The organism is Geobacillus sp. YHL (assembly GCF_022341265.1).
In the GTDB taxonomy this organism is placed as follows: domain Bacteria; phylum Bacillota; class Bacilli; order Bacillales; family Anoxybacillaceae; genus Geobacillus; species Geobacillus thermoleovorans.
Genome location: NZ_JAEIGB010000022.1, coordinates 32945 through 49261, shown reverse-complemented (window position 1 = coordinate 49261; position 16317 = coordinate 32945). Strand labels below are relative to the sequence as shown.

General features: G+C 42.7%; 13 protein-coding genes and 2 pseudogenes. 9 read left to right on the top strand and 6 right to left on the bottom strand.

Annotated elements, in window-relative coordinates:
- Nucleotides 1-476: 476 nt before the first annotated feature.
- Nucleotides 477-1722: pseudogene (locus tag JCR24_RS14980) on the top strand (IS481 family transposase).
- Nucleotides 1715-2515, top strand: coding sequence for an ExeA family protein (locus JCR24_RS14975; protein ID WP_011229854.1), 801 nt, complete (start codon nt 1715-1717; stop codon nt 2513-2515). The pseudogene JCR24_RS14980 and the gene JCR24_RS14975 overlap by 8 nt, the downstream one beginning before the upstream one ends.
- A 255-nt stretch (nt 2516-2770) precedes the next feature.
- Here the strand turns inward: JCR24_RS14975 and JCR24_RS14970 are convergent, their stop codons facing one another.
- The 3 genes from JCR24_RS14970 to ilvE all read right to left on the bottom strand — a co-directional run bounded on the left by JCR24_RS14970 (nt 2771) and on the right by ilvE (nt 7305).
- Nucleotides 2771-4291 (bottom strand): L-lactate permease, encoded by a 1521-nt coding sequence (locus tag JCR24_RS14970; protein WP_138187231.1) that lies wholly within the window; start codon nt 4289-4291, stop codon nt 2771-2773.
- 100 nt (nt 4292-4391) lie between these two features.
- A complete protein-coding gene (locus JCR24_RS14965) occupies nt 4392-6335 on the bottom strand; it encodes a putative PEP-binding protein (RefSeq protein WP_238980876.1) in 1944 nt (647 codons plus the stop codon).
- A gap of 61 nt (nt 6336-6396) precedes the next feature.
- Complete coding sequence (gene ilvE, locus JCR24_RS14960) at nt 6397-7305, bottom strand: branched-chain-amino-acid transaminase (RefSeq protein ID WP_212744049.1); 909 nt, start codon at nt 7303-7305, stop codon at nt 6397-6399.
- A 293-nt stretch (nt 7306-7598) separates the two neighbouring features.
- On the opposite strand from ilvE, the gene JCR24_RS17600 reads away from it, so the two are divergent.
- The 5 genes and pseudogenes from JCR24_RS17600 to JCR24_RS14935 form a co-directional block, all read left to right on the top strand.
- Complete coding sequence (locus JCR24_RS17600) at nt 7599-7760, top strand: helix-turn-helix domain-containing protein (protein ID WP_370643376.1); 162 nt, start codon at nt 7599-7601, stop codon at nt 7758-7760.
- Between the two features lie 2 nt (nt 7761-7762).
- The gene (locus JCR24_RS17595) at nt 7763-7936 is read left to right on the top strand and encodes a hypothetical protein (RefSeq protein WP_370643375.1); all 174 of its coding nucleotides are present in this window, start codon (nt 7763-7765) and stop codon (nt 7934-7936) included.
- Nucleotides 7917-8156 (top strand): cupin domain-containing protein, encoded by a 240-nt coding sequence (locus JCR24_RS14945; RefSeq protein ID WP_370643377.1) that lies wholly within the window; start codon nt 7917-7919, stop codon nt 8154-8156. The genes JCR24_RS17595 and JCR24_RS14945 overlap by 20 nt, the downstream gene beginning before the upstream one ends.
- Before the next feature lie 100 nt (nt 8157-8256).
- Entirely contained in the window at nt 8257-9915 is a 1659-nt protein-coding gene (locus JCR24_RS14940) for an IS1634 family transposase (protein WP_238980875.1), read from the top strand.
- Between the two features lie 130 nt (nt 9916-10045).
- Nucleotides 10046-10726 (top strand): annotated as a pseudogene (locus JCR24_RS14935) (tyrosine-type recombinase/integrase); the annotation flags it as partial.
- 186 nt (nt 10727-10912) lie between these two features.
- On the opposite strand, the gene JCR24_RS14930 reads toward JCR24_RS14935, so the two are convergent.
- Nucleotides 10913-12175 carry an MFS transporter gene (locus JCR24_RS14930; RefSeq protein ID WP_238980874.1) on the bottom strand — a complete coding sequence of 421 codons (1263 nt, stop codon included), beginning with the start codon at nt 12173-12175 and terminating at the stop codon, nt 10913-10915.
- A gap of 193 nt (nt 12176-12368) precedes the next feature.
- Here JCR24_RS14930 and JCR24_RS14925 point away from each other — a divergent pair, with 193 nt between their 5' ends.
- Nucleotides 12369-13538: an ISL3 family transposase gene (locus JCR24_RS14925; protein WP_047818221.1), complete on the top strand. Its 1170-nt coding sequence runs from the start codon at nt 12369-12371 to the stop codon at nt 13536-13538.
- Nucleotides 13539-13608: 70 nt separating this feature from the next.
- Here JCR24_RS14925 and JCR24_RS14920 read toward each other — a convergent pair whose 3' ends face one another.
- On the bottom strand, nt 13609-14037 hold the full coding sequence (locus tag JCR24_RS14920; protein ID WP_015374612.1) for a DUF3888 domain-containing protein: 429 nt from the start codon (nt 14035-14037) through the stop codon (nt 13609-13611).
- A gap of 200 nt (nt 14038-14237) precedes the next feature.
- On the opposite strand from JCR24_RS14920, the gene JCR24_RS14915 reads away from it, so the two are divergent.
- Entirely contained in the window at nt 14238-14549 is a 312-nt protein-coding gene (locus tag JCR24_RS14915; protein WP_074044626.1) for a hypothetical protein, read from the top strand.
- Between the two features lie 99 nt (nt 14550-14648).
- Here the strand turns inward: JCR24_RS14915 and JCR24_RS14910 are convergent, their stop codons facing one another.
- Complete coding sequence (locus JCR24_RS14910; RefSeq protein ID WP_238980873.1) at nt 14649-16079, bottom strand: site-specific DNA-methyltransferase; 1431 nt, start codon at nt 16077-16079, stop codon at nt 14649-14651.
- Between the last annotated feature and the right edge of the window lie 238 nt (nt 16080-16317).

Sequence of the window (16317 nt, the reverse complement as noted above, 5' to 3'; positions counted from 1 at the left end):
TCTTCTCCCCTATTTTCAGTATACGTTGCCCACCATATGGAGAGTGGTGAAAGAACGGTTGGGCCTGACTCCGAAACGGGGGATGGAGGAGGCTCCACTCCTTCCTACGGATGAAGGGGTTTTATTTTATGTCCGACGTTTATTCCGAAATTTGAACCACCTTCATTGGTTTTTTGCGGAGCGCTGGAGAAAAATTGGTCCTGCCATCGCCCAAGCGAGAGAACGAGCCCTATGGTGGATCCAGACGATGGAGGAGATCGGCCTCTTTTTCGTCATCCAAGAGATATGGGAGCACCGATCGACGCATCTTTTTGCACGTACATTCAGTTCCTGATTTTACTTATATCCCCTTATATGGAATCATTTATAGATTCCACAAACCTTTCCTCTCGACGGTCGGGGGAATGATCCGATAGGATAGAGACAGGATGGACCGATAAGGTCCTAGAATGGGATGAACGAAGGAGGAGATCGAAATGAATGAGTCGATGAGACAGGAGATCGCTTTATTTCGGTATGGATTGATCGCTCCATTGGTGAATGGACAAGTCGATCCAAAAACGTACTTGAAGGAAGTAGCGGAACGGATCCATCAAGTTCCCCACCATGGAGAGAAACGCATCGCCGCCAAAACGATCCTCGACTGGTGCACGCAGTACAAAAAAGGGGGCTTTGAGGCGCTGAAGCCGAAACGACGGTCGGACCGTGGCCATTCCCGGAGGCTGTCACCTGAAGAAGAGGATCACATTTTAGCCCTGAGAAAAAAACACCCCCACATGCCCGTGACGGTGTTTTACCAACACCTTATCGAGCAGGGGGAAATCCAATCCATCTCTTATTTCACTATATACCGACTTTTAAAAAAATACAACCTCGTGGGGAAAGAAATTTTACCGATTCCTGAACGAAAACGATTCGCGTACGATCAGGTCAATGAGCTCTGGCAAGGTGATTTGTCCCATGGCCCGTTGATTCGCGTGAATGGCAAAACGCAAAAAACGTTTTTGATTGCCTATATCGATGACTGCTCGCGGGTCGTGCCGTACGTATAGTTTCTCTTCCGAGAAATTTGACGGGTTGCGGATCGTAACCAAGGAAGCGCTGCTTCGATACGGAAAGCCGAAGCGAATTTACTCGGATAACGGCAAGATTTATCGGGCGGAACCCTTGCAGTACGCCTGCGCGGAGTTAGGGATCACCTTGATCCATACCCAGCCGTACGATCCGCAAAGCAAAGGGAAAATCGAACGATTTTTCCGCACCGTACAGACGCGGTTTTACCCGTTGCTCGAAATGAATTCACCGAAGTCGCTCGAAGAGCTAAACGAGCGATTTTGGAAGTGGTTGGAGGAAGATTACCATCGAAAACCGCATGCCTCGTTGAACGGGAAGACGCCACATGAAGTGTTTCAATCGCAAGTCCATTTGGTGTCGTTCGTCGAGGATTCGGATTGGCTCGACTCGATCTTTTTGAAACGCGAATACCGTAAAGTGAAGGCCGATGGTACGGTCACGTTGAACAAGCAGCTGTATGAAGTTCCGCCCCGGTTCATCGGACAATCGATCGAACTCCGTTATGATGAACAAGGCGTGTATGTGTACGAAGACGGTCAACGGGTCGCCGAAGCGGTCCTTGTTCGCTTCGAGGACAATGCCTATGTGAAACGCCATCGGTCACCGTTTGCGGCGGTTCCGGTAGAGGGAGGCGAAAACGATGTATAAAACGTTTTATTCCCTTTCCCGAGAGCCGTTTTCGAAGGAGACGAATCCACCAGAGGCTTATCAAGGGGCCTCGTATCAAGAGGCCCTCGCCGCTTTGGACTACGTGAAACGAACAAGAGGGATCGGGCTATTGATCGGTGAACCAGGGGCCGGCAAGACATTCGCCCTTCGGGCGTTTAAGGAATCCCTGAATCCGTCACTGTATCACGTCGTTTATTTTCCATTGTCAACGGGAAGCGTGATGGACTTTTATCGCGGCCTTGCCTTCGGGCTCGGGGAAGAGCCGAAATACCGCAAGGTCGACTTGTTTTATCAAATCCAACAAGGGATCGAGCGCTTGTATCATGAACAACGGGTAACGTCAGTGTTCATCCTCGATGAAATGCATTTAGCGAAGGATGCCTTTCTGCAGGATATCGCGATCCTGTTCAACTTTCACATGGACTCAACGAATCCGTTTGTCTTGATTTTGGCGGGGCTGCCCCATTTACAGGCAAAACTACGGTTGAATCAACACCGTCCGCTTCACCAACGAATCATCATGCGATACCAGATGGGGCCTCTTGATAAGGAAGAAGTGGTAGGATATATCGAACACCGCCTGAAACAGGCGGGGGCGAAACACCCGATTTTTACCCCAGCTGCCTTAGAAGCGATTGCCCTGCAGTCGCAGGGGTGGCCGCGGATCATCAACAACCTCGCCACCACTTGCCTGTTATACGGCGCTCAATTAAAAAAACATATGATTGACGAAGACATTGTGCGTATGGCAGCCGAAGAAATGGGGTACTGACACAGCAGGGGCTGATCGGCCCCTGTTATGTTTCATCCCGATCCATCCTCATTCTAGTTAATCATCCGAAATAATGTGCAAACGTTCGGAAATAATCTGCAAAACCTGGAATAATTCGCAAAGATTTTGCACATTATTTCCGAATCCGTCCGAAATAATTTGAAAAAGGGATTCTGAAATAATGTGCTAATTTACACCCCTGCTTAGTCCCCTGTCCTTCATGTCAACTTAGACTTAACTAAGATTTCTAAACAATCATGTAAAAAAATTCAAACATAATATAAAAATAATAATAATCAACATAGCCGTTAGAGATATTGGAAGAATACCTCGTACCAATTGTCCCTCATTTCCTGAATTTTTTGTAATGGAAGCAACTAATGCAACCCTAGATGGTGAAGCCATAGTCATATTAGATGCTGAAACATTTTGGGATGTAGCATACAACAGTTCTGAACTATGTAATTTATTTGCCATTGTGCTTTGAAAATGTGAGAACATTGCATTAGAAGCACTGTTGCTACCACTCATAAATCCACCGATTGCACCGATTATAGGAGATGCAATAATAAACCAAGAACCCAATAAAGCGGCCACATTTGTCGCGATAAAATCTGTCATTCCAGATTGTTGCATTACACTGGACATAGCAACAAATCCGATTGTTGCCATACTTGCTGGATATACTTGTTGTATCGTTCTAATAATGCAGGATTTGATCTGAAACATTTTTAAGCGGTATATCCCAATGGTCACAATAGAAGCTAAAAACAATGCAAATCCCGGGCTATACAAGAGTTCTAAATGAAAATTATATTTTGGTAATCTAACCACCATTACATTAGTAAGGATTAATTTCAAAGACGAATAAAAATGTGATATAAAGATATAAGTCGTTAAAATAAGGTAAGGTATAATAGCTTTTAGAAAATCCCTTTTATTTGTTAGAAGAGTTGATTTTGATACCGCAACTTCTTTAGCAAATTTTTTGTAAATTAACTCTTTTAATTTCCAATAAGTTATCAAACATAAAGAGGATGTAAATCCTGCTAATACACCAGCTAATTCCGTTGAAACATAAGCGCTTATCAACCATGTAGTTAATGATAACGTTGTTGAAACAATTAATATCTCTAAAAAGTAATTTTTTATAGCTCTCTTCCCTCCACTAATGATAACTACCATTACTGTATAAAAAAAATAAAGAGGAATACTTACTAAGGCGCTATACTTTCCCAGTTCATTGAGGGGGACACTCGATAATTCAGCGTTGATTACTGTTCCAATAGCAAGCGCCCCCCATGGAACAGCAGACTGCGTCAATAAAGACAAGAGAGCCGCCTTTCTTGGTTGAAAGCCTAACGAAAGATATAGGGGGGCGGCTATAACAATTCCGATACCAAAACCACTAGTTGCTTCAAGAAAAGGACCTAATGCTGAGGAAATTAGTAACCCTTGTTCTACCGGTGAGCTACAAAAAAAAGATAATCTGTTAGAAATAATGTTAATAGCCTGGCTTTCACTTAATACGTTATATAAAAGTAACCCAAATATCAAAACATAAATAACAGTAATTGATATCAATAAACCTTGGATAGAGGAATGTAATAAATCTTTTAATGATGTTTCAAAATGGAAAGGCAACAGTGATACGATAACCGACAACAAATATGAATATATTGCTGTGTACATTCCTGAAATTTTTAACCAAATCAAACAAACTAGAGCTAATAAAATTGGTGATACAGACAGTATAAAGTTAAAAAAAAGTTGCATTGTATCTACACACCCTTTCTTGAACGTTTGTTTTTTGATAAGAAAAAAGGTAAAAAAAGTTTTGAATGCTCATCGTCAAAACTCTCTTCTCTTTATGAGCTTAAAATTCCACTAAAGATGCTTGTGCGCTAGCAAATAGTGAAAACAGAATACGTTCAGGGGGTGTGGATACATAATTTAAACCGAGGGGTGCCGCATGACGAGTTAACCATTGAACAGATTCCCAGTCTCCTGCAATTTCACCCCCCAAGCCAATTAAGTAATCACGGTTATTAATTCTTCGTAAATTGCGAATACGTTGCAAACTTGTCACAATTGCTTTACCTACAATTTGAGTATTTATTGTTTGAAAAGGGCTTCTATTCATTATCCCGAGTTGAACATAGCTAGGAATAATGGAATTAGCTGAATCCGTGCGATTCATATTTAGACACGCAGCGGTAAAATCATTGCCACCGAACAAAGCACCATTTAACAAATAATTTTTCCCTTTCAAATCCAAAATATCTTCTATTAAATGAAACGCTCCAGACGTTTCTATCATTACCGATATACCGCGAATCCAGTCACATTTGGTTCCAATCATTTCTCTTATCTTTCGCTCAAACACCTCAATAAACATCTCAACTTCTTGAGGGAACGTTACCATGGATAAGAGAATCTGGATTTGTGTTTTTATCCCTTCATCATTAGCTCTTTTTGCTGCTTTTAGTAAACCTTCACACCAAAGTTCGCATATATCTTCACGTTGAACAGTAACCCTTACACCACGACAACCATGGTACGTCTCAGTTTCATTTGTGAGAACATTTACTCGATTTCTAACAGCCTTTTCATCTAAATCGAACTTCTGAGAGAAACGTTTCACATCAAATTTTTCTGTAAAAATCATCTTAAATGGCATACATAATAATCTGATGACCGCAATTTTGCCTACCCCAACTTTAAATGTTTGATAAAGAAGATTAGAGAAAATTTCTACATATTGGTTTTTGAATTTGTTGAAATGTTTACCAACAACATCCGGACCTAGAAAAATCAATCTCATCAAATCAATTGCCTCTGGATCATTCCACATACGTTCATCACGTAAAAGACCAAGTGCATATTTATCTTCTCTAACCTTGATTACCACTCGGTTATCGTCATCTATCGAGATATGGCTTGCATACAAAAGTGTTTGAACCATTCCTTTTGTAGTATGGGCTGTGGCAAATACCTCTAAATCAGTTACATCTTGGGCATGGTGAACAAGCTCTTGGAATAACTGAAACTCTTCTGATTGAATAGAATCAATGAGCCATTGTTTGTTTTGTTGGAAAGTATTTGTCTCAACTATACAAGTGTGTGCCTTTAATGGACCTACCATCTCAATAGCTTCTAAATAACATTGGGTAAGCAGTTTATAAACTTTAGCAATTAACGGCTCTTCTACGAGCAATTCACCTTTATATATTCTTCCATGCCTTCCGCTCATTGAAAGAAATTGTCCTTCAAGAATTTCGATGGTATTTCCATATATGGAAAAATAGACCTTTCTTATAGGTTGTTCAATTTCTATATAACTTCCATCTTTAAAAAAATATTTATAAGTCATTTGGTCTTGTTCTTCAATATAAGTGCAATTCACTCCCACTATAGATGGAATTCCTTCGCAACTTGCCTGAACCGGACAAAATGTTGTACGACCTTTTTGATTGGTGAAGAAACCTCTAATAGATTGAATGAGACGAAAATCTTCGAGATCTCCGTATGGGGTTGAATAAATTAAATCAATTTTCGTATTTCTTCTTCTTGCTTCATCTAATAGCTTCTCTCCTAATTCTCGATTCAATACTAACTGCCCAGTAACATCACCTGGTAATATCCCATCACCTTCTCCAACCAATAATTCTTTTCCTGTATATCTAAACGATGGTAACAACATTTCCATCAAGTGAGTTTCCGTTAAGTCAATTAATGTTTCACTTATAGTACTTTTTCCGGACGATAAATTGGAAAGTAAAGTCTTATAATTTTGTTCAATATTTGTTGTAAATAACAATTTTATCTACCACCTTTAATTTTATAATTTAATTAATAAAATAATTAATATTCAAATGATTTTAAACAAACTGTTTTTCTATAGGTGTTCCAAATTTCGGGTTAAGAGTTCTTTCACGAAATCGTGACATAATTTGTTTTGTAATTTCCCCAACACATCCACTACCAATCTCAATATTATTAACTTTGGTCACTCCTACAATTTCAGCATGTGTCCCAGTTATAAAAACTTCATCGGCATTGATCAATTCATACGGTGTTATATCGCGTTGTACTACAGACAGTCCCATTTCTTTAGCAATTTCAATAACGTTTTGACGAGTGATTCCTAATAAAATTCCATTTCCTGAATGCGGAGTGGCAATTTCGCCATTTGAATAGATAAATATATTACAGATGGGAGATTCAGAGATAAATCCTCTCGAATCAAGAAGTATAGCATCATCAGCGTTGTATTGAATGGATTCCATTTTTGCCTGAATACTATTAAGATAATTAAGAGATTTGATTTCATGAGATGTTGCATCGATGGCATCTCGGCGAATCGAAACAATCGCCATTGATATTCCCTTTGTTAAAGCATCAGTTCCATGGACATTCGGTAAATCTTCAACAATAATAATGAGGGATGGACGTTTACACGAACGAGGATCAGGGCCAATTGCTCCAATCCCCCTTGTAACTAATAACCGTATATAGGCATTATTTAACCGATTCTTCCTTAAAGTTTCTAATACGAATTCGCCAATCTCTTGCTTATTATAAGGAATTTCAATTCTCAGGCTTTTTGCTGATTTCATCAATCTTTCCAAGTGCTCATTCATTTGAAAGACATATCCGGAATAACAGCGCATTCCTTCGTAGATACCGTCCCCATATAATAATCCATGATCGTAAACACTAATCTTTGCATGTTCTTTAGGATAAAATTCACCATCAATAAAAACTAATGTCGAGCTCAGTTTTATCACCCCTATGTATTGTTATTGATAACAATAGTCTTTAAAGTTTTGTTGTGTTAACATTGGAGAATTAATAAATATCACTTTTTCCATAGTTTAAATTCCACTATAGCGGATATGTTTCCATATTATTACTAATTATCATGAAAGTCAAGACAAAAATTCCACTATAGTGTAATATAGTTATGTATCAAATTGATTTTCCGCCATATAATGAAACTTTCCATTCGATCTTTTGCTTAACTTAAACATTTATATTATATCTTTTTTTCAATCTGAACTTATAGCAGGAGGGATTCATCATGAGTTTCGGGGAAAACGTTAAAAAAGCTAGAAAATCTAAGTCACTTTCTTTACAGGAATTATCTGATCGTTGTGGAGTAAGTCGCTCTATGCTTTCGCAAATCGAAAGAGGGGAAAAAACCCTACTATCCAAGTGGCTTGTCAAATTGCAGAAGGTTTAGATATGACCCTTTCACAATTATTAGGAGAAGATGCTAGAAAAGAGGTGATTGTTATAAAAAAGGAGGAAAGATATATTTATAAGGATGAACATAGTGGTTTTGAAAGACATCTTTTATCTCCTTCTTTCCCATCAAGGGGGATCGAATTTATTTTAAATATTATTCCTTATAAATAAAAAAGCTTCAGGAATTTTCCCAAAGCACAAAAAAGGAGTTAAGGAGTATATCTCGGTAGCTAAGGGTAAATTAAGAGTAAAATTAGGAAATGAAACGTATGACCTAGAAGAAGGCGATTCCATGTATTATGAAGCAGATATTGAACATAGTTTTACCAATATAGGTGATGAAGACTGCCACTATTATCTAGTGATTGATTCGAACAATGTATATTTGTAACTCACATTTCGCACCCTCTCGACGAAAATCGGGAGGATTTTTTCGTTCCGATGTCGAATGAATCCTTGACACACAAGGAACGTAAAGGAGTTTTTCTCTTATGAATGTTCAAGTCAAAAAGGTCTATCGCAATTCTTATTTGAATATAATAAGTGCCCTATTCAAGAAACTGGGTCTGCCTCAATTGATTGACCATCTCGTGCCCGTCGATCCGCAGTGCCAAACGCGAGTCAGCGATGCCGTTCAGGCCATCCTCTACAATGTGTTTGACGGCCGGCAAGCCCTTGTTCACTTGGAACATTGGGCTCAGGAGGTCGATTGTGAGAAACTCATCCGTCCCGATCTCCATCCTTCCTGGTTGAACGACGATGCGTTGGCCCGTCATCTCGATCGCCTGTATGAGGCTGGCATTCACAACGTCATCAGCACTTGCTTGATTCATATTTATCGCAAAGAAGGCCTTTCCCTCCGAGCCTTCCACGCCGATACGACGGACAAGACCGTTTACGGCGCGTATGAATCGGCCTCGTTAGAGGCCTTACAAATCACACATGGCTACAACCGCCATCATCGTTGGCAAAAACAGATCGGTTTCGGACTGGTCGGCAACGAGGACGGCATCCCGTTTTACGGCGATGTGCACGATGGCAACCTGCCCGATAAAACATGGAATCCCGAGGTGCTGTCTCGTGTCCATGAACAGCTGAAGCAGGCCAAAATCGAAGACGAATGGATTTACGTGGCCGATTCCGCCGCGATGACGAAAGAGACCCTGGCGCAAACCAAAGCGGCCAACGCCTTTTTGATCACCAGAGGCCCTTCGTCGCTCCGGATCGTGAAAACCGCGCTGGCCGAAGCGGATGCTGAGGACACGACGTGGAGCGATCCCTTTACGTTGGCGGAGAGAAACGGCGCCACGTACCGGGTATGGGAAACGGCCTCGACGTATGAAGGCCACCCCGTTCGGCTGATCGTTGTTGAATCGAGCGCGCTCGACCAGCGAAAAGGAAAGACGCTTGAAAAAGAACGAACCAAAGAAGCGGAGCTTCTTCGCGAGGAACAAGTCCGTTGGGAGCGCCACCCCTTCTCCTGCCGGGAAGATGCCGAACAAGCCTTGGCGTCCCTCAAGGCGTCCCTTCGCCCCCGGTTTCATCGGGTTGAGGCCGCGGTCGAAGAGATCGTACGCCTGAAAAAACGGCGCGGACGGCCGAAAAAAGGGGCGGAACCCGAGGTGGAGACGCTGTATTTCTTGCACCTTGACGTCGAATTCGACCAAGACGCGTGGGAACAGGCGAGACGGAAAGCGTCCCGGTTTGTCCTTGTCACGACCGTTCCGAAGGAATGGAAGGGCCAACCCATGGATGCCCAAGAGATCTTGAAGCTGTATAAAGGGCAGATCTCGGTGGAAATGAACTTCGCTTTTTTGAAAGATCCGTTTTTCACGGATGAGATTTACGTCAAAAAACCAGAACGGGTCGCAGTATTAGGCTATTTGTTTCTGTTGGCCTTGGCTATTTACCGCGTTTTTCAGCGCCGAGTGCGTCAGTTTATTACTCCAGAACACCCGTTGAAGGGTCTTGGAGGCCGCAAGCTGACCCGGCCGACGGGACAGGCGATTTTTCAGCTGTTTCAATATGTGAACGTCGTCCTGTTCAAGCTGCCGGATGGGCGCATCCAACGCTCACTGGATCGCTCCCTTACCCCTGATCAGCGAAGGATTCTGCAGGGATTGGGCATGGATGAGAGCATCTACGTGTAACGTGATACGGAACGACCAGCGATGGTAAAAAAAGGATCGCCATCGCTCGTTGTGTTGGTCAAAAAGTTATTCTGAAAAACTAAATAAAAAATCCTTTGTTTTGACCTTGTTAGGGTGCGAAATGTGAGATGCGTGGGCCGTCAAACATCATAAGATTGAACAGAACCCAATGAAAGACATCCAGGATCTAAAATCAGCAGATGAAGATAACGAAAAAATTATGTGGCTGACGGAAGAAGAATTCGAAGATCTGTTGCATCGAATGCGGAAAAAACCGGTGCAAAGCCGAGGAGTCGATCCCGAGGAGAAATATCGCCGGGACCGGGCGGTAGTGTACCTGCTTACCTATGCGGGACTGCGGGTGGAAGAGTTGTCCAATTTAAAATTAACGGACTTGGATTTAGAAATGAAGCGGATTCGCATTGTCGGAAAAGGGATGAAAGTAAGAACGGTGCCGATCTCAAACATCCTGCTGGCGGAACTCGAGGATTGGCTTAAGTTTCGCGCGGAAATGGCGAAAAAGAAACCGCATGTCGCCCAATCGCCATACGTCTTTTACAGCCAGCGTTCTCCGAAGTTTTCGGTAAGGGGTATCCAGCGAATGATCGAGAGCTACAGCCTGCCGAATAAAAAACTGACGCCCCATATGTTCCGGCATACATTTTGTAAGTGGATGTTAAAAGCGACGAACAATGATATCGAGAAAGTACGGAGACTTGCTGGTCACAGTAATATCGCCACAACGTCCCGATACTTAAAAGACAGCTATAGTGATTTGGCAGATGCCGTGGAGGCGCTGCCGAAATTTTAACAAAGTTTTTTGTGAGTAGGCGTCACCGATAACGATTTGGATAGTCCAGTACGGCCATGGAAATCATTCTTCGAAGATTGCCATGGCCTTTGGTGTTTTCTTATCCCATTTAACCAGTGCTTCCTCCATTCCTTGTAGGAGATGTGTTTCATAACAAAACGACGGTGGCCAAGACGGACTTTCATTTTAATTTGGCTCAGCTTGCTTGTTTCTGAGATTATTCATTGAAAGTTCTTTGTTAAATTTCTTTAAAGCGATGAACAAGACTACAAATAACACAGAATAAACAATTCCTAAGGAGATGTTAGGAATTCTTAAAGCAATATCTCTACTCACATATTTTTCCGCAAGATTTACAATTCCTCCTCCAAGCAACATGCCTAATGGACTCATTCCCAAAGATAATAATTGAAAGACTCCACCTACCCTGCCTAATTTATTGTCAGGGATTATTCTCTGGCGCAATGATAAGTTACAAATATTGAAAGTTGCAATAAAAATGCTGGCAATAAAATAAAGAATTCCAACAATAAACGGATTGCTTGTTAATCCAACACTTCCAAGTGTAAATCCCATCATTAATAGCGACGTTAAAATGGTGGCATTAAAACCGAATTTATTTTTCAATAACGATATACTTTGGCTGCCAATAATGCTTCCAATAGTGCCAACGGCTATTAACAGTCCAAAGCCAGAGGAGTCTAGCTTTAATATCTCTTTCACATAAAAAACTTGTATGGCCAACGTAGAGGTGAACATGAGAGTAATCCCAATCCCCATTAAAGCTAAAGTCAATAATAATTGGTTTTTCCAAACAAATTTTACTCCTTCAAGAATATCTAACTTCCTCTTTTTATTTAAAGCATGATTTTTCAAACTAGCTGTTGTCTTTAATAAAAATAAAAAAGGAATAGTGGCTAGGAGTGAAATGATATCGAGAGCAAATGGGATAAATATTCCAAAACTAATCAGGATTCCGCCTATGGACCGTCCTACCACATCGCTCATAGTTAGTCTTGAAGTCATTATATAACCGTTGGCTTTCTCTAAAATATCTTTTGAAACTATAGAGGGAACTAATGTTTGGGCTGTACTGTCAAATACTACTTTTGTTATTCCGATGAGAAATGCTACAAAAATTAACAGAGGGATGCTTATTATTTTGAATAAAATACTTACACTTAGTACAATCAACACTATTATTCTAATAATGGCTGCTACAATCATTAATTTCTTTTTTGGATAATAATCAATGAGGGCTCCTATGTATAAACTGAATAACAACCAAGGTAAAGTCATCGAGGCAGAAACCAACGAAACAGAAAATGTATTAGATGTAATCGTAGATGCTAACCAAGGCATAGCCAGTAACGTCAGTCCATCACCAAAGGTGGAAAAAGATACAGCTATAAGTAAATGATAGAAATTGCGTCCTAATCTTTTCGACAATTTTATTCCCTCGCTTTTTTGATAGGAAAATTAACTAATTTATTTAAGGATTCTACTAATGGAGTTAAATATTTGGCTCTTCACCACAAAATGTACTTGACAATCAGGTTGTTTTCTGATCAAGGGTACAAAAAATGCGAAATTTCCTGTATGGTAAAGGTGACCAAACCATCAACCATGGAGGAAATTTCGCATGCAATCTCAGTTTATCAAAGATTTGATCACTTTACCAGGCTTTCTTATTCATGGAGAACGAAAAGAGGGAGAACGATGGATTTTTGAACTTTCCCTCCCTCCTCATTGTCCGATCTGCCCGACTTGCTTCGGACGGACAACCAAAATATCATCGAAACGAAAACAATGGATTCATGGCTATACCAATACGGTCGGTTTATTTTGGATTGAACTTCCCATAGAAAGACGGCGTTGCCAAGCCTGTTTTCTGACGTTCACCGTTTCTTATCCGGGACTTCCGTCTCACAGGATCGCGACGGAATCGTTTCAACATTGGGTCGCCCAGTTATGCATCGGAAAAACGATTCAAGAAGTCGCTCGCTTGTTACAACTCGCCTATACGACAGTAGAACGCTGGTTTTATCAATATGCCCCGGCTCTTTTACCAACATCGAATCCTACAGTAGTATGTGTGGATGAATTCGCTTTCCGAAAGGGACATGATTACGGAGTAGCGGTGATGGACATACAGACTCGGAATGTCCTTTCCATTGCTTCTGGAAAAAATGAAGAAGCCATTGTGGAGGCGCTTCAACCCGTCGCCTCCAAAGTGAAGTATGTTGTCAGCGACTTGGCTCCTGCCATGAGAAAAGCCATTGAAAAGGTATGTCCAAAAGCCATCCATGTTCTTGACCACTTCCATGTGATTCAGTTATTCACCGATGCACTGGAACGTTGTCGCAAATACCTTGCCAAAGGCGGAACCAAACATGGAAGCGTTCGCCGCGTGTGCCGATTGTTAAGCCAACGTCCAGAAAAATTAACAGAAGAAGAGAGACAGGAAGTTCGACAATGGTGCCAAGAAAGTGCTTATTTACGTGATGTCTATCAAGCACTTCAACATTTCCGTTACGTATCCAAAAGCCAAACAAGAAAGCAAGCCGAAACTCGTTTGACCCAATGGTTTGACCGGTACCTTTTTAGCGACTGTGCCGCCGTACGCAGTATTGCCAAGGCACTCATCACCCGAAGAGACGCAGTGCTTTCTTGCATCGTTTTTTCTTACTCAAATGGTCCAATGGAAGGAATCAACAACAAAATAAAATTGATCAAAAGGCGAGGATATGGGTATCGAAATATCCAGCGTTTTACTTTGCGTGTCCGTCTAGAGACCTCTATCACATTTTAACATAAAAATCAAGTACATCTTTTGGTGATGAACCTTATAAAAACCTTAATATATAAAAGGAGGTAATACCCTATGTTTGTTTTTTTATCTTCTCTTCGATGTGCTTGTAATCAATAATACGAATTTTGTCAAAATCGATTTCAAGTGTTATTATATCAATTCCGTAAGGAGGGTTGTGAGCCCCTTTAAATGTTTCTACACGAATTTTGAGTAAGAATTTATAACGACTCCCGGGTTCTAAATTTTTAATCTCTAATATTTTAGGCTTCCACCACTGAATTCCAGATGGTTTTCCATAATAATCCTGTACTGCTTTGGTTATATAAGGCGTTAAGAAGTAAATTGAAAGGTCCTCTAAATCATTTTTATTAACCACTAATGTAGTTGTTGACTCTGTTTCATAAATTTTTGATTTGGCGACAATTTTAGTCCCGACACCATACATTCCGAATAATATTATCAAAAAGAGGGACATTACTCCTATAAATTTCCTGTTCATATTTGAATTCCTCCCACGAGGGCGCTTTCTTTTTGCAGGAAGCTGCTATTTTCCCTTATCAATCCTGCACCCAACCTTATCTACGCTTGGCATGCAAACATGACAACTTTTCGAACTTTCCACGGCATCTATTATATCGACAGCGACTACGTTATATACTGACATTGAGAATGATTTCACAAGTTAGGAGGACTTAAATAATGATTGTCCACGAACTGACAGACATCGAACATCTATTCACTGAACAATTGCAGGAAGGCTACTACGTGATTCGCGAAACATACCAAAACGTACTCGTTGAGCCGGAAGACGGCGACACCGTCCGGCAAGTGGACGCCGGAACGGAAGAAGTCGTCACCATCGTATTTGATCCCGGCGACGAATACTCCCTCATTTGCCTTGACACCTACACGTTCGCCGACGGCATCCCGTCTTTAGCGGAGCTCAAAGAAACGATTGCCGCGGAGTACGACGTCTTTGTCGACCACCGCTGGGCCGCGCCGTCATTGTAAAAAACGCCCGAAACGTTGGACATCAGAGACTCGGAAAACACGGGTATCACCTCAACCAAAGCGCCTTTCATCAACCTAGTCAAGGAACAGCCCGTTCGCCTAGCGAGCGGGCTGGTTTGTTCTCTCAATCCGAAACACTTTAAAGCCGATATCAAGCTCCGTCTTCCCCGTTTCATAAACGATTTTCTCCCCCGCGCGGCGGATGCGCTCGCGGCCAATGTCGCAAATCGTCCGAAACCCCACCCGATACGCCTCGGACGTTTCCGCAAGCCGTTCGGGAAGCTGCACCATTATAAACGACCGCCGGCCGCCGTCTTCGGCGTTTTGCTGCATGACGGCATGGGCCGTTGTCGCCGAGCCGGAAAAAAAGTCGAGGATGAGATCATCATCCCTCGTTGTCAGCGCCACCATGCGCTGAATGAGCTTCACCGGCTTCGGGTAATCCATCACCGCGAGCCCATCGAACAGCTCCTTCAGCTCCTTTTTCGCCTCCTGCGAATGGGACACCTCGTCATGCGTCCAAATCGTAAGCGGCGTCACCGTCGACTTCACTTCGCTTAAAAACCGCTTCAGGCGCGGCACCCCGTTTCCGTCTTTGCCAAACCAAATGCGGTTATCCGCCGCCAGCTCGGCGAAGCGCTCCTTCGTCACCCGCCAGCAATACCCATTCGGCGGAGAAACGACCCGACCGCTTGGCGTCACAATCTTATAAATCTTTTCGGGAATCGGCGGACCCACCGACAAATCGCCTGACGTCCATGGACCGCGCGGGTCATTGTCTGGGTTGGCATACCGCCCATCCGCTTCCGGATGGCGCGGCAAGCCGTACCAAGCCAGGCGATCGATGTTTTTCGCATAACATAAAATGAAATCATGGTTGCGCGAGGCGAACTTGTTCATATTCACGGGCGAAAACGCCCGCTGCCAAATGAACGTGGCGACAAAATTCCGCTCGCCAAAAATTTCATCGCACATTTTTCTCAAATTCGCCTGCTCCGTATCATCAATGGAGATAAAGATGGCCCCCGTCTCGGCCAACAGCTCCCTCGCCACCCAAAGGCGCGGGTACATCATGTTGAGCCAGCCGGCATGGGCACGCGCTTCTTCCTGGATTCCGCTAGGAACAACGGCTTTCCCCTTGCGCCAATTGTCTTTGTACGTGAGCACTTTTCCTGTATTGTACGGCGGATCGATGTAAATCATTTGAATGGTTCCCGCATGCGACGTTCTCAGCAGCTTTAACGCCTCTAAATTGTCTCCTTCAATATACCAATTGTTCGTCGTCTCCCACTGTTTGCTCGTCGCCCGGTCCGGCCGCAATACTCCGGACGCAGGCAGCTCAGCGAGCCGCCTCGCCTCCGCCTTCCCCGGCCACGTGAACTCATATGCTTCTTGCCGTTCGTGACCGCCAAACACTTTCTTCAGCAACTCCCAATCGATGCCCCCATCTACAACCGCTTCCGGAAAGAGCTTTTTGATCGCCTCAAGCCTTGCATCCGACACCGGTCTTCTCCCGCCGACGTTTGCCATGGCACGCCCCCTCTCTTGTCGCGTATTCCTAGCACAGTGCTTCTTATCGACAAATCTTATTTCCATTATTTCTCCATGGCTCGGCGGTTTCCTTCCTTAATTTTCTTATCAACTATTCACCGTTCGCACATCAATACCCATTCCGTCCCCCATGCCCCCCTCTTCCGAACCGTGCGCGGCTGCGCTCAGCATGGAAACAAAACGAGCCAACAAACGGAGAAGGCGGCATGGCGGATGG